This is a genomic window from Hyphomicrobium sp. (assembly GCF_036262015.1).
Lineage (GTDB): Bacteria > Pseudomonadota > Alphaproteobacteria > Rhizobiales > Hyphomicrobiaceae > Hyphomicrobium_C.
This window is the reverse complement of sequence record NZ_DATAJR010000004.1, coordinates 468,702-481,867: the sequence shown is the minus strand read 5'-3', so window position 1 is coordinate 481,867 and position 13,166 is coordinate 468,702. Positions and strand designations below refer to the sequence as shown.

Annotated in this window: 14 protein-coding genes; 5 read left to right on the top strand and 9 right to left on the bottom strand. The window is 61.9% G+C overall.

Features of this window, described 5'->3' with window-relative positions:
• Nucleotides 1–17: 17 nt before the first annotated feature.
• The gene (locus tag VHO05_RS03265; protein WP_329645181.1) at nt 18–713 is read left to right on the top strand and encodes a CAP domain-containing protein; all 696 of its coding nucleotides are present in this window, start codon (nt 18–20) and stop codon (nt 711–713) included.
• Here VHO05_RS03265 and recO read toward each other — a convergent pair.
• Complete coding sequence (gene recO / locus VHO05_RS03260; protein WP_329645180.1) at nt 706–1,449, bottom strand: DNA repair protein RecO; 744 nt, start codon at nt 1,447–1,449, stop codon at nt 706–708. The genes VHO05_RS03265 and recO overlap by 8 nt on opposite strands.
• A 231-nt stretch (nt 1,450–1,680) precedes the next feature.
• Between recO and VHO05_RS03255 the strand changes: the two genes are divergently transcribed.
• Entirely contained in the window at nt 1,681–2,730 is a 1,050-nt protein-coding gene (locus VHO05_RS03255; RefSeq protein ID WP_329645179.1) for a hypothetical protein, read from the top strand.
• A gap of 762 nt (nt 2,731–3,492) precedes the next feature.
• Here the strand turns inward: VHO05_RS03255 and VHO05_RS03250 are convergent.
• The 7 genes from VHO05_RS03250 to rpoZ all read right to left on the bottom strand — a co-directional run bounded on the left by VHO05_RS03250 (nt 3,493) and on the right by rpoZ (nt 10,244).
• Nucleotides 3,493–3,852 (bottom strand): hypothetical protein, encoded by a 360-nt coding sequence (locus VHO05_RS03250; RefSeq protein ID WP_329645178.1) that lies wholly within the window; start codon nt 3,850–3,852, stop codon nt 3,493–3,495.
• Nucleotides 3,852–4,796: a GTPase Era gene (gene era, locus VHO05_RS03245; protein ID WP_329645177.1), complete on the bottom strand. Its 945-nt coding sequence runs from the start codon at nt 4,794–4,796 to the stop codon at nt 3,852–3,854. The genes VHO05_RS03250 and era overlap by 1 nt, the downstream gene beginning before the upstream one ends.
• Nucleotides 4,789–5,496, bottom strand: coding sequence for a ribonuclease III (gene rnc / locus VHO05_RS03240; RefSeq protein ID WP_329645176.1), 708 nt, complete (start codon nt 5,494–5,496; stop codon nt 4,789–4,791). The genes era and rnc overlap by 8 nt, the downstream gene beginning before the upstream one ends.
• Before the next feature lie 49 nt (nt 5,497–5,545).
• Nucleotides 5,546–6,325 carry a signal peptidase I gene (gene lepB, locus VHO05_RS03235; protein WP_329645175.1) on the bottom strand — a complete coding sequence of 260 codons (780 nt, stop codon included), beginning with the start codon at nt 6,323–6,325 and terminating at the stop codon, nt 5,546–5,548.
• Nucleotides 6,326–6,611: 286 nt separating this feature from the next.
• Nucleotides 6,612–7,391: a pyridoxine 5'-phosphate synthase gene (locus VHO05_RS03230; protein WP_329645174.1), complete on the bottom strand. Its 780-nt coding sequence runs from the start codon at nt 7,389–7,391 to the stop codon at nt 6,612–6,614.
• A gap of 39 nt (nt 7,392–7,430) precedes the next feature.
• The gene (locus tag VHO05_RS03225; RefSeq protein ID WP_329645173.1) at nt 7,431–9,692 is read right to left on the bottom strand and encodes a bifunctional (p)ppGpp synthetase/guanosine-3',5'-bis(diphosphate) 3'-pyrophosphohydrolase; all 2,262 of its coding nucleotides are present in this window, start codon (nt 9,690–9,692) and stop codon (nt 7,431–7,433) included.
• Between the two features lie 123 nt (nt 9,693–9,815).
• Nucleotides 9,816–10,244 carry a DNA-directed RNA polymerase subunit omega gene (gene rpoZ / locus VHO05_RS03220; RefSeq protein WP_329645172.1) on the bottom strand — a complete coding sequence of 143 codons (429 nt, stop codon included), beginning with the start codon at nt 10,242–10,244 and terminating at the stop codon, nt 9,816–9,818.
• A gap of 429 nt (nt 10,245–10,673) precedes the next feature.
• On the opposite strand from rpoZ, the gene VHO05_RS03215 reads away from it, so the two are divergent.
• The 3 genes from VHO05_RS03215 to VHO05_RS03205 all read left to right on the top strand — a co-directional run bounded on the left by VHO05_RS03215 (nt 10,674) and on the right by VHO05_RS03205 (nt 12,616).
• Nucleotides 10,674–11,303, top strand: coding sequence for an NYN domain-containing protein (locus VHO05_RS03215; protein ID WP_329645171.1), 630 nt, complete (start codon nt 10,674–10,676; stop codon nt 11,301–11,303).
• 107 nt (nt 11,304–11,410) lie between these two features.
• Nucleotides 11,411–12,097, top strand: a complete 687-nt coding sequence (locus VHO05_RS03210) for a uracil-DNA glycosylase (protein ID WP_329645170.1) — start codon at nt 11,411–11,413, stop codon at nt 12,095–12,097.
• 99 nt (nt 12,098–12,196) lie between these two features.
• Nucleotides 12,197–12,616, top strand: a complete 420-nt coding sequence (locus VHO05_RS03205; RefSeq protein WP_329645169.1) for a DUF3775 domain-containing protein — start codon at nt 12,197–12,199, stop codon at nt 12,614–12,616.
• 3 nt (nt 12,617–12,619) lie between these two features.
• Here the strand turns inward: VHO05_RS03205 and VHO05_RS03200 are convergent, their stop codons facing one another.
• Complete coding sequence (locus tag VHO05_RS03200) at nt 12,620–13,159, bottom strand: peroxiredoxin (RefSeq protein ID WP_329645168.1); 540 nt, start codon at nt 13,157–13,159, stop codon at nt 12,620–12,622.
• Between the last annotated feature and the right edge of the window lie 7 nt (nt 13,160–13,166).

The following is a 13,166-nucleotide window of genomic DNA, read 5'->3' as shown; positions in this document are numbered from 1 at the left end:
TCAACAGCCCATAGCCCATGCCTGCCGTACTCCCCGACACACCGACCGTTGAAGCCGCCATCATCGAGATGACCAACGCCTACCGGGGCAAGCAAAAACTCGGTGCGTTGACCGCCAATGCGGACCTGACGAAGGCGGCGCGGGCCTATGCGGCCTATCTCGCCAAGAACGGGCAATTCTCTCATACGGCGGACGGGCGCCAAGCGGGCGACCGGATCGCGTCGGCGGGGTACGTCTGGTGCCAGGTCGGCGAGAACCTTGCGCTCCACGTGGACAGCCGGGGCTTCGAATCCCGCGTGCTGGCCCAGAAGTCCGTCGAGGGATGGATCAACTCGCCGCCCCATCGCGCGAACATGGTCGCGCCGTACATGACGGATATCGGCGTGGGCGTCGCGCGGGCAAATAACAAGGACCCGAAGTTCATTTCCGTGCAGTTGTTCGGACGACCTCAGTCGCTGCAGTACGAGTTTCAGGTCTCGAACACGACGAAGCAGAGTGTCAGCTATTCCTTCGCCGGCGAAGAGCACGAGGTGCAGCCGTCCTATGCCGTGACGCATTCCGCCTGCAATCCGAGCGAGATTTCCTTCGACACGTTCGGAAGCAAGCGTCTCTCCATGCGTTACGAGGCGCTGGACGGGCTGGTCTACAAGCTGAAGCCGGATCCGGCGTCCGGCGTACGGGTCGAGATCACGCCTTTGGAGCGCCTCAGATAGCGTGGCCCGCTTCACGAAGGCGGCTCAGCAAGCCGAGCATGCGCGCTCGTGACTCCGGCATTTCCTCGTCGCGGGCCCGGATAACGCGCGTTTCCAGAAAATGGCCGGTGAGGGCAAACCCGCTCTCGATATCGCCGGGTGCGAGCGGCGCTTTGCGACCGGGGAGTAAGAATGGCGGCAACTTGAGGAGCTTGTCCCGATAGGGCTCGCCGGCAGACGCTGAAACGGCGCGTCCGGTTTTCGGCGAGACGTAGATCAAGTCGTCATTGATACCCGTGGCGGCGCATTGGGTCAGATCCAGGCCGAAGCCGAGTTCATCGAGCAGCGCCAGCTCCCAGCGCGCGAGGAGTGCAGGCCAGACGCTCGCGTCATCGAGATAGGCGAGCACGAAGAGGGTGACCTCGTAGAGGTTGGGATGGGGATCGCGCTCGGGCATCAGCCGGGCGAGCGAGCAGAGGGACGTCAGGCCCGCCAGCGCCGCAGCGTCGTCCATAGCGGCGGCCGCATAGCCGCGGATCAGCTCGACGTTCATGTGGCCGAGATGCTCGACGAGGCGTCCTTTCCATGTGACGCCGACGTGATTTCCGATCTGCAGCACGGGGCGCGTCTTGCGCGAGCGTCCGCCATGCACGAGGCCGAGGTGACGACCGTGCGCGCGGGTGAAGATCTCGGCCACCGCCGCCGTCTCGCCGTGCGGACGCACCGAGAGAATCACACCTTCGTCAGACCAGTTCATGGGGGAAGACTAAGCCAATCGGCGTCTCAGGCCGTATCTCAAAATGCGCGAAGGTTCCGGAGCGCCTTTGCCCGAGCTAATTTTTCTACCGTGCTGAATTTGCTCGTTTTCCTATTATCCGCTGGCGCACCATGCGCTAGCGACACTTCAGAGCCTTCATGCCGACCTATCTAATCCAGCCCATTCGCGAGAGCCACCATGCAGAGACGAGGTCATGATAGCGAGCGCCGAGTGCGACCGGTACGCCTGGCGGTGAGATTTTCGCTCCTTGCCTTGTGCCTCGTTTCGCTCCCTATGCCGGCGCGCGCATGCTGGGAGGCGCCGGAGCCGCGCACAATAGAGGAGCTCGCACACGTTGCCGAGAACCAACAGAGACGCGCATCTTCAGCACAGAGTCCCAACTCGGCGCCCCGCCTGCTTGCCCTGTCCGACGGCGATCTCAGGACCGCATACGGCGCAGGTTTGCTCGTCGGATGGAGCGAGACCGGCAAAAGACCGAACTTCACATCCGTAACGGCTGTGGGCCTGAGTGCGCTTGTTGCGCCGTTCGCGTTTCTCGGCACCGAACACGACCGCAAAATTGCAGACATCTATACGTGTGGCGCCAGTAGCGTCGCAGATATGGCGGAAAGGGCGGCCTCCTATATCGACGCGCCAATACTCGAGGCGATCGCGCGCAAACACGAAAGCGGCGGTAGGCTGGTGGTCGCGTTACCCGGCTCTGCCGCGCGTCGGGAGAGCATCTGGGATCTCGGCGCGATCGCCGCGAGCCGGCATCCGCAGGCCAATCGCTATATCCGGAATATTCTTCTCGCGGCGGTCGACCTCACAACGGGTATCGATCCCGCAACGGTGCCGATTGCGGCCGGAACGCTCACTGAGCGAAATCGAACATTCCGAAACGTTGGAGCGGGTGAACGCTTTCTTTTCGTGGGCGGCTCGTCTCCGCCAAATCCAGCATTTTATTTGATCCATAACGGCGTCCTCTTTCCGGATGAAGGGGAGGCCTACACGACTGCCAGAGATGCTGTTTCCTCGTCGCCACCACTCCAGACGACGCGCCCGCTCGTGGTGCCTGCCTACGATTTTTTTCTCGCCGCGCGAGGCACCCGGACGTCGGTGCGCATAGCATCGCCACGACCGAAGCTCCCCTTCCTGCCCGCTTCCGAGTTCGACATTTCTTTCATTCGCGCGCTCTTCAGTGATGCCTATCGCCAAGCCCGCATGGGCCGCGAATGGCGCCGCACGTTTCCGGACCGAACACGCACCTACGGTCCGTGAAACTGCTCGTTAAACGCCAAGGCGCGTCTTGCGTAAGCGTCTGCCATCCGTCTCGCCGTGCGGACGCACCGAGAGACTCACACCTTCATCGGACCAGTTCATGGGGGGAGTTTAAAGGAAGTGGAGCGCGCAGAAAGTGGGCCGGAAAACGAGGGGGCGGTAGTTCAAATTGAGGTCCGGTTAGGAACAACAAGAAGGTCTCAATGCCGAAGTTTGCTCCTTCTTAGGAGCAAGGAAACAGTAGCAATCGTCAATAGAAATGGCCACAATCCATACGCAAAGCCGATAGCAAGCTGGTCGGCATCCCATCCCTCAACTGTATAGTTGTAATCAGGGCCGCAAGCAGAGCCACCAAGAAGAAGTGTCCGTTTCCAGACCTCGACGTTGGAAACAACGACTATGAGTGATGCGGCAGCCAGCATTGCCAGACCCGTTGTCTCGCCAGGGCTCACGGCACTGCGCCACAACAAAACAAGACACACGGATACCATTGCCAATATTGGACCGCTCAGAATTGTGCCGGTCATGAGCGGACCTACGCTACCTTGGGTACATGTTCCCGTGAGCGCCCCAAGTCTTTGGAAAATGAGCACGAGAAGCATCATCAGTACGGACAGGAATAGAATGAGACTTCTCAAAACGCGTGTCTCCTTTGATCTTTCCCATTCATAGTACTGAGAATGGGGAAATCGGAAGGTCCACTAGGATCAAGGGCGTCATCGAAGGCTTATTTTACCGGTCGAGCGGCCGGGCGTGGGTAGCTCAAACACCAAGGCGCTTCTGGCGCAGCTCGCGGCGGGCGGGGGCCTGCTCGATCGTGCAGGGGTTCCCCCGGGCCAGACATTCGAAGCCGCCTTCTTTCCGGGGCAGACAAGTGAACAACTTGTCGGCTGCGAGACGCCAGCTCCCATAGGGCTCGCCGTGCTGCAGGGCTTTGAACTTCCAGCTATCGAGCGCCTTCTTGCGCGCCTCCTGCTCGGTCGAGCCAATAACGGGGCCGCTGGACACTGGGGCCTCGCAGATGCGCACGGCCGCTTTGGCTGGCGCGTAAGCGACGGCAGAAACGAGGACGAGAGCAACGGCGCCCATCGCTTTTCCGATCGTGAGCGCCGTGTCCGACATCAGTCCTCCGTGGGGAATTCCAACCCCATCTCGCGATAGCGCTCGGGATCGCGGTCCCACCCTTCCCGTACTTTCACGAACAAGAACAGATGGACGGGTGCACCGACGATTTCGGTCAGCCCGGTGCGGGACGCCTGCGAGATCTTCTTGATCGTCTGGCCGCCCTTGCCGAGCACGATGCTCTTGTGCCCATCGCGGGTGACGTAGATGACCTGCTCGACCCGAACCGACTTGTCGCGCAGCGTCTTCCAGGATTCCGTTTCGACGGTGATCTGATACGGGAGCTCATCGTGCAGGTAGTTGTAGATCTTCTCGCGCGTCACTTCGGCGGCGAGCTGGCGAATAGGAATGTCAGACAGCTCGTCCTCAGGATAGAGCCATGGACCTTCCGGCACACGGCCGGCGAGGAAGCGCTTCAGATCGGCCACGCCATCGCCGGTCAGCGCAGCAACCATGAACACTTGCTCGAAGGGGAGCCGAGCCGAGAGATCCTGGACGAGCGTAAACAGGTGGCTCTTGTCCTCGACGCGATCAACCTTGTTCAGGACGAGGATCGCCTTTGCCCCTTGCTCCGCGAGGCGCGCAAGCAGACGCTCGACATCCTCGTCGACGCCCTTTGCGGCGTCGATCAGGACCAGCACCTGATCCGCATCGGCCGCGCCCGCCCACGCACTTGCAACCATCGCCTTATCGAGACGGCGCTTCGGGGCGAAAATGCCGGGCGTGTCGATCAGCACAAGCTGGCTCGCACCCTCCATGGCGATGCCGCGGATCTGAATGCGCGTGGTCTGGACCTTGCGAGAGATGATCGTGACCTTTGCGCCGACGAGCGCATTGACCAGGGTCGACTTGCCTGCATTCGGTGCGCCAATAATGGCGATCACGCCGCAACGTTGCGGACCCTGGGATCCGGCAATCGCTTCGTCTGTAGGGGCATTAGCCAACGTGGCGCTTCTCCATCACACCTTCACGTTCGAGCAGCGCGGTGGCCGCGGCCTGCTCGGCAGCCCGTTTTGAGGCCCCCTCGCCGCGTGCCGGCGCCTTGCCCTTGATCCGGACCTCAGCGGTGAAGCGCGGGGCGTGATCGGGGCCCGTGCGCTCGACTTCAACATAATTCGGAAGCGCCAGTCCCTGACCCTGGGCCCACTCCTGGAGAGCAGACTTCGGGTCGGCGGCGGCATTGCCGAACGAAACCTCCTCATTCTCCCAGAGCTTTCGGACGACGTCTCGCGCTTTGTTGAAGCCTGCCTCAAGAAAAATAGCGCCAAGTACAGCTTCGACCGCATCGGCCAGAATGGTCGCCTTGAGGCGGCCGCCGCTCCCGGCTTCGCTTTCGGATAGCATCAGATATTCGCCGAGATCGAGCTCGCGGCCCACCTTGGCGCAGGTTTCGCCGCGCACAAGCCGGTTCAGGTGCCGCGCCAATTCGCCTTCGGTCGCCGTGGGATAGGTTTCGGCCAAGAGTTCGACGATGGCGAGCCCGAGCACGCGGTCGCCCACGAACTCCAGCCGCTCGTTATCCTCGCGTGCCTTCTTGGCGCCACGCAGGCTCGAGTGCGTTAAGGCACGCGTCAGCAGCGCTTCGTTCTTGAAGCGATAGCCTAGCTTCTGCTCGAGCCCCTTATATTTACGAGCCTTAAACATCGGGCCGGTATCGGGCTCAGATTCCCGAGCCGCGCCTCTCAAAAACGACCTAGCGAACAAGCGTAAAGAAACGGCTCCAGCGAATATCGAAGGGCCACGTCCAAGGCGCGAGCCAACGCATGCGGTCCGGCTCGTCCACAGCGGCAGAGAAGAAAATGATCTCAGCCCGGCCGATTAAATTCTCGAACGGCACGAAGCCGACCGAGGCCCGGCTGTCAGACGAATTGTCCCGGTTGTCGCCCATCATGAAATAATGGCCGGCCGGAACCTTGAAGACCTCCGTGTTGTCGAACTCACCTTCGGGTTCGAGGTCGAGGACGTTGTAAGTCACGCCCTCCGGAAGCGTCTCCTGGTACCGCTTGTAAACAACACGGCGGCAATGGCGGAAGTACGGGTCGCATTCAACGTTGGCGAAGTCGTCCTTGTACACCTTCGGGACGCCCTTGCCGTTGATGTAAAGGACGCCGTCCTTCATCTGAATCTCATCGCCCGGAAGACCGACAACGCGCTTGATGTAGTCGAGCGACTGGTCTTGCGGCAGACGGAATACGACGACATCGCCGCGTTTCGGCTCGGCCGCGAAGATGCGGCCCGAGAAGAGGTCAGGGCTGAAGGGGAACGAGAAGCGGCTGTAGCCGTACGCCAGCTTGGAGACAAATAGATAGTCTCCAATCAGCAGCGTCGACTTCATCGAGCCCGAGGGGATGTTGAATGGCTGAAAGAAGAACACACGCACCACCATTGCGATGGCGAGCGCCTGCACGACGATCTTCGCGGTCTCCGACCAGCTCGATCCCGCCTTGGCCTTGGAGTTCGTGTCCAGGCTCATCTCCTGCTCCTTAGCCAACCCGGGGACCGGGGGCTCGTTCCGAAACACTGCCCGCTATAACGATTTAGCGCACCTGGTGCAAACCCGGGTGCGGCCGGGCGTCGCTGTCGTTGCTGCTATATACCGGACCCCAAATTGCCGAAGGAGCCGAGTGAATCCGCCTCCCTCGAAGGGCATGATTTCCCTATTTAAGGTTAGGTTGTTGCTTACGAAATTCCTCGTCAGCCTCGCCCCATTCCCGTCAGAGTCGTTTGTCCCGACGGCGGATTGATGACACCAGCAACAATCAAGCGCTGACGCGGCCAGCCACTTTTAGCCGCGCCTCATCCATCAGGGCCCGCATGCGCCGGACTGCAGCGTGGAGCCCGCCGAAGATGGCCTCGCCGATGAGGAAATGGCCAATGTTCAGCTCAACGACTTCCGGCATTCGGGCGAGCGGCGCGACCGTGTTGAAGGTCAAGCCATGGCCGGCATGGACCTCGAGGCCGGCAGCCGCAGCTTCGGCCGCCGCCTTTGCCAGCCGTGACACCTCGTGGGCTACACCTTTGGCATCGTCGGCAGCCGCATACTCGCAGTAGGCGCCCGTATGCAGTTCGACAATATCGGCGTGGAGTGCGGCGGCGACTTCGATCGCGCGGACGTCCGGTTCAATGAACAGTGAGACACGGATGCCGGCCGACTTGAGGTCGGCAATAATCGGGACCAACGATTGACGCTGTCCGACCACATCCAGTCCGCCTTCGGTCGTGCGTTCTTCACGCCGTTCGGGAACGAGGCAGCACGCATTCGGAACATGGCGAAGTGCAATCGCCAGCATCTCGGGCGTTGCCGCCATTTCGAGATTGAGCGGGCGCGTCAGCTCGGACTTCAAGCGCGCGATGTCGGTATCGGAGATGTGGCGGCGGTCTTCCCGCAGATGCGCGGTGATCCCGTCGGCGCCAGCTTCGACGGCAAGATGGGCCGCGCGCAGGGGGTCAGGATGGCGCCCGCCGCGCGCGTTGCGAATTGTTGCAACGTGGTCGATGTTCACGCCGAGCCGAATGTGGTGTTCGAAGCTGCGAGTCATTTCAGTTTACCCTGACTTTCTGCCGGCTGCCGCTGTGCCTCATTCAAACACACGCTCCACCCTGCTGACCACGGCCTTTGCCCTGAGGCCGTTAATGATCTGGTTCAAGTGCGCCAGATCCCAGACTTCGAGGCCGATGCGTAGCTCGGTAAAGTCCGAGGCTCGGCGGAGCATCTTGAGATTGTCGATATTGCCCCCGGCCTGGCCGATGACATCTGCAATTTCAGCCAATGCGCCCGGCCGGTTTGGCGTCGTCACGCTGATCAGGGCGGGAAACCGCTCCGGGTTCTCCGGATCGACATCCCAGGCCACGTCAATCCAGCGCTCGTGCTCGAACTCCTGAAGGCGGGGCGAATGGATCTGGAACACGCGGATTCCTTCGCCCGGCTGGAGGACGCCCACGATGCGGTCGCCGGGCACTGCGCCGCCTGCTTCGAAGAGCACGGGCATGTCGTTCGACACGCCGCGAATGGGGATGCCGCGAACTCGGGCCGCAGGCGCCGTTCCGACAGCGGTCTCTACCTCTGACGCACTACCGAGGCGGAGTTTGTTGGTGGCCGCGCGCGTCAAACGCATCCAGCCCTTCGCCGGCTTGTTCGTCTCTTCGGGCCGTGGTGCGCGGGCTGCGGCCGCCAACTCCGGCGCCACTGCGCGGAGCACGTCCTCGATCTTGAATTCGTTGCGTGCGACCGCGGCCAGAAGATCATCGAGGCTCTTTTGGGCGAGACGCGGCAGAACCTTCTTGATGCGCTCGTCGGAGTAGCCTTCGCCGATGCGCTCGAAGGCAGAGATCAGCAGGCGGCGGCCAAGCTCCGCATATTGGCGCCGGATCGCGTCGCGCGCCGCGCGACGAATGGCCGAACGCGCGCGCCCAGTGACGACAAGGCTTTCCCAGGCGGCGGGCGGCGTGTGCGTCTTCGAGGTCTTGATCTCGACTTCGTCGCCGTTGCGGAGACGCGTGTCGATCGGCACGTGGCGACCGTTGACGTAGGCGCTGACGGCAGCGTTGCCGACGTCGGTATGCACGGCATAGGCGAAATCCAGCGGCGTCGCCCCGCGCGGCAGCGCGATCAGGCGGCCCTTGGGCGTGAAGCAGAATACCTGATCCTGGAACAGCTCAAGCTTCGTGTGCTCCAGGAACTCTTCAGGATTGCTTCCCTCGAGCAGCGTTTCGACCAGGCGGCGCAGCCACTGATAGGGCCCGCTCTCCTTGTCGGTGAAGACAAGGGTCTTCGACGTGGCGCCATTCGCCCCGCCGTTCCCTTTATGCGTGTCCTTGTAGAGCGCGTGGGCGGCAACGCCGTACTCGGCGACGGAGTGCATGGCACGGGTGCGGATCTGCAGCTCGACGCGTTGATGGCGCGGGCCTACGACGGTGGTGTGGATCGACTGGTAGTTGTTCTGCTTCGGCGTCGAGATGTAGTCCTTGAAGCGGCCAGGCACGGTGCGCCACGTCTGGTGCGCAACGCCGAGCACGCGATAGCAGTCGTCTATGGTGTCGACGACGACGCGAAATGCGTAGATGTCAGATAGCTGCTCCAGGCTGATCTGCTTGTTGGCCATCTTGCTCCAGACGGAGTAGGCTTTCTTCTCGCGCCCGGAGACTTCGGCTTTGATACCGACATCGGCTAGCATCTTGTTGAGATCGCCGGCGATCTCCTCGACGAGACCGACGTTTTTCTCACGAAGCTCACCGAGCTTTTCCGTCACGGTCTTGTAGGCGTCGGGGTTCAACCAGCGGAACGCGTGTTCCTCGAGCTCGTCGCGCAGCGCCTGCATGCCCATGCGGCCGGCTAAGGGAGCGTAGATCTCGAGGGTTTCCTCGGATACGCGCTTGCGGCTCTCGGGCTTCATGTGCTCGAGCGTGCGCATGTTATGGAGGCGATCCGCCAGCTTCACGAGCAGCACGCGGATATCGCTCGAGATGGCGATCAGGAGCTTGCGGAAGTTCTCGGCCTGCTCCGCCTTCTTCGATACGAGATCGAGACGCTTGATCTTGGTGAGGCCATCGACAAGAGCGCCGATCTCGGGGCCGAAGAGTTGATCAATCTCCGCGCGGGTCGAGTCCGTGTCCTCGATGACGTCGTGCAGAAGCGCGGTGACGATGGTCGCGTCATCGAGCTTGAGGTCGGTCAGGATCGCCGCGACCTCAAGGGGGTGCGAGAAATAGGGAGCCCCGGACGCGCGTTTCTGCGAGCCATGCGCGCGCATCGCATAAACGTAGGCGCGATTGAGAAGCGCTTCGTCTGCTGTTGGATCGTATTTCTGTACTCGCTCAACGAGCTCGTACTGCCGCATCATAGGCCGCACACACTCCCGGCGCCGACCACATCCGCGCTCCGCATACGACGCCTCCGGAGCGCCCCTTCAGGGGAAAGGCGCCGTTAGAAGCCGGTGCTCGACGCACCGGCTGGAAACAACGCTTTAACGTCCGCGCTCGCGCGGGCCGCCGCTGCCACCGTTGGAGGACGGCTCGGACGGCGTCATGCTCTCCAGGCCGCGCAAAAGCTGCTCTTCGGTGAGAACGTCGACGTGGGTATCGGACGCTTGATCGTCCCGGCCCAACATCGGGCTGCGCCGCTCCTGAGGCAGCACGGGCGCCGCAGCCGCTTCCGGCTCGTCGACCTCGACGTTCTTCTGGATCGAATGGATCAGGGATTCGCGCATGTCCTCCGGCGGAATCGTGCGCTCGGCGATCTCGCGCAGGGCGATCACCGGGTTCTTGTCGTTGTCGGGGTCGACGGTCATTGCGCTGCCATTGGCAATCGACCGGGCCCGATGTGCCGCCAGGAGCACCAGCTCGAAGCGGTTCGGAACCTTATCGACGCAATCCTCGACTGTGACGCGTGCCATTCGCTAGCACCCCTCTCTCGTCTCGCAGATGATGCGGAATGAAAAACTTGCTGCCGCGGCCGAGTTTGCCCGACACGCCGCACGGTCCGCTTAAGTGGCACGAAACGAGCGCGTGAGCAAGCCGACGGCCACAAAATGGGCCTGCGACCTCCCAGACATGCAAAAAGCGAATTAAAGAATTGCAAAAACCGAAGACGCTATAGTCCGACAGCCCCCCATATAGACCTCAACCCGGCGCCGTGCCAGTGGCCGGCCGCGCCTTATGAGCGGAAGAGGTAATTTTTTTCCCTCTCCGGATCTCATTCGTGCAAAAGTGCGTCCATTCTTGAATCCAGGACGATGTGCTGCCCGAGGAGCCGGCGAGGGCAGCTTTATTCGCCTATGCGCGCCCATTGGCTGCCGCTCGGGCTTCACTCAAGGAAGAAGAAAATGCACTTTTATCAAGGCGAACGCGTCGCACTCTTTATTGACGGCGCTAATCTCTATGCCACGTCGAAGGCCTTGGGATTCGATGTTGATTATAAGCGCCTGCTCGCTCTTTTCCGTCAAAAGGCGCATCTCGTCCGGGCCCTTTACTATACCGCCCTCTCCGAAGATCAGGAATATTCGTCGATCCGCCCCCTCATCGACTGGCTCGATTACAACGGCTTTACCATGGTGACCAAGCCCACCAAGGAGTTCACGGACGCATCGGGCCGGCGAAAGGTTAAGGGCAACATGGACATCGAGCTGGCCGTGGATGCCATGCGGCTTGCCGATACGCTGGATCACATCGTGCTGTTTTCGGGCGATGGTGATTTCCGGGGCCTCGTCGCAGCCCTTCAGCAGAAGGGCAAGCGCGTCAGCGTCGTCTCGACGCTTCAGACCCAGCCGGCCATGGTTGCCGACGAACTTCGGCGTCAGGCCGATCAGTTCATCGATCTGGCCGATCTCGAGCAGCAGATCGGACGCGATGCCTCCTCGCGCTCAAACCGCGACACGCGGTCGGGCCGCGGCTTGGGCCATGGGCACCGTGACCATGCCTACGACGCGGACGACGTCTCGCAGGAAGAGGTCTAGGTACCTCCTTGGGTCAATTTCCGACAAAAAAGAGCGCGAGCCTGAGGCTCGCGCCGTCCGCCTAACGGCCGCTTTTCACTCCTCCTCCGCTCCCGTATTGAGGCTCGATGGGAAACGCGTCTGCCCCGTCCGTTGCCGCCTATCCGCCCGAAGCACCGCGGGATTGTCCGCTGTGCCCGCGGCTGGTTGCGTTCCGGGAAAATTCGGCAAGGGCTCAGCCCTCCTGGTTCAACGGGGCGGTGCCATCCTTTGGCGACGCAAATGCGCGTCTGCTGATCGTAGGTCTCGCACCCGGGCTCCGCGGTGCCAATCGCACCGGGCGCCCCTTTACCGGCGACTATGCCGGCGACCTTCTCTACTCGACCCTACTCGCCTTCGGTTTCGCGACGGGCACCTATAAGGCCGACCCGAAAGATGGGCTCAAGCTCGTCGACTGCATGATCACGAACGCCGTGCGCTGCGTTCCTCCCGAAAACAAACCTTTGCCGCAGGAGATCACGACCTGCCGCGGTTTCTTCTCAGCTCGTCTGAACGCCCTTCCAAATCTCAGGGCGCTTGTCGTTCTCGGCCGCGTCGCGCACGATCAGACCCTCTCGACACTTGCGCTCAAGAAAGCTCAGTTCCCGTTTCGTCACGGTGCCCGTCATCCGGTGGGGCCGGTCACGATGTTCGATAGCCTGCATTGCTCACGCCTCAACACCAATACGGGGCGTCTCTCGACAGAAATGTTCCACTCCGTCTTCCGAGACGTGCGGCAGTTCCTCGATACCTCCTCTCCTTCGAACAGACGATAGCGTTTCCTCTTCAATGGCGACGGCTTGCCGCCTATCATTGGCGGCGCAGGCGAGCCGCCGCCGTTTCTCGCTTGACGACTGTTGCCCGGAGGACCCTCGATGGCCGCCACGCCTGCGCTGGAGATCGCACCCGAGAAGGTCGCTCACGTCATCATCAAGGCGCGCGAGTACGGCGCCAAGGTCGGAGCGTGGAACGCATCGACCGAGGAAGGCGATGCCGATGAAGATCCCAGTGCCATTCTCGAAGATTTCGCCAGCGATCCGACCCTGGGCGAAATTGCAGGTTTCATCGACGCCTTGAACGACGACGAGCAGGCGAATCTGGTTGCACTCGCCTGGATCGGGCGCGGCACCTTCGAGCCGGAGGAGTTCGACGAGGCCGTCGATACGGCGCGTTCGGAGCAGGGCAATTCCACAGCAAGCTATCTGCTCGGGCTTCCCCTGCTCTCGGACTATCTTGAAGAAGGGCTCGAGAAGCTCGGCTTCTCCGCAAACGATGTAGAGAGTGACGTGCTCTAAGCCTTACGCGGTCAGCGCGGCGAGCAGATCGTGCGCGTGAGTGTGCGGAGGATGAACGGGGTAAACCGCGCGCTCGATCGTTCCGTTGCTGAGCACGAGCGTCAGCCGCTTCAGATAGGTCACGCCTCCGGTTTCGAACACCGGGAGATTGAGCGCGGTTTTCAGTGACGCGTCGGCATCCGACAGCAACGGAAATGTCAGACGAACGCGGGCTGCAAACTCCTGCTGATCAGCCGTTGCCTGCCCGCTGATACCCAGGATCTCGCATCCTGCGGCGCGATACGCCTCATGACTGTCGCGAAACCCTTCAGCCTCCGGCGTCGAGCCATGAGCGCCTGCGATATCGTCCCAGTTGGGCGGATTGGAAAGCCCCAGGCGACCGGTCCACGGATAGATGAAAACAATCCATCGCCCGGCGAGGCGCGCAAGGCTCAAAGCGCCACCCGCCGTCGATGGCAACGAGATGTCGGGAAGCGTCAGCCCAGGCGCGAGGTGTTGGGCCGCGCCGTCGTCTTCGGGTGCCGGATAGGGCCAGCCGCTCATCGGGGAT

Bases quoted from the DNA above. Each gene is read 5' to 3' on its own strand.
- VHO05_RS03265 (WP_329645181.1), top strand. From the start codon at position 18: ATGCCTGCCGTACTCCCCGACACACCGACCGTTGAAGCCGCCATCATC.
- recO (WP_329645180.1), bottom strand. From the start codon at position 1,449: ATGAACTGGTCTGACGAAGGTGTGATTCTCTCGGTGCGTCCGCACGGC.
- VHO05_RS03250 (WP_329645178.1), bottom strand. From the start codon at position 3,852: ATGTCGGACACGGCGCTCACGATCGGAAAAGCGATGGGCGCCGTTGCT.
- rnc (WP_329645176.1), bottom strand. From the start codon at position 5,496: ATGTTTAAGGCTCGTAAATATAAGGGGCTCGAGCAGAAGCTAGGCTAT.
- lepB (WP_329645175.1), bottom strand. From the start codon at position 6,325: ATGAGCCTGGACACGAACTCCAAGGCCAAGGCGGGATCGAGCTGGTCG.
- VHO05_RS03230 (WP_329645174.1), bottom strand. From the start codon at position 7,391: ATGACTCGCAGCTTCGAACACCACATTCGGCTCGGCGTGAACATCGAC.
- VHO05_RS03225 (WP_329645173.1), bottom strand. From the start codon at position 9,692: ATGATGCGGCAGTACGAGCTCGTTGAGCGAGTACAGAAATACGATCCA.
- rpoZ (WP_329645172.1), bottom strand. From the start codon at position 10,244: ATGGCACGCGTCACAGTCGAGGATTGCGTCGATAAGGTTCCGAACCGC.
- VHO05_RS03215 (WP_329645171.1), top strand. From the start codon at position 10,674: ATGCACTTTTATCAAGGCGAACGCGTCGCACTCTTTATTGACGGCGCT.
- VHO05_RS03210 (WP_329645170.1), top strand. From the start codon at position 11,411: ATGGGAAACGCGTCTGCCCCGTCCGTTGCCGCCTATCCGCCCGAAGCA.
- VHO05_RS03205 (WP_329645169.1), top strand. From the start codon at position 12,197: ATGGCCGCCACGCCTGCGCTGGAGATCGCACCCGAGAAGGTCGCTCAC.
- VHO05_RS03200 (WP_329645168.1), bottom strand. From the start codon at position 13,159: ATGAGCGGCTGGCCCTATCCGGCACCCGAAGACGACGGCGCGGCCCAA.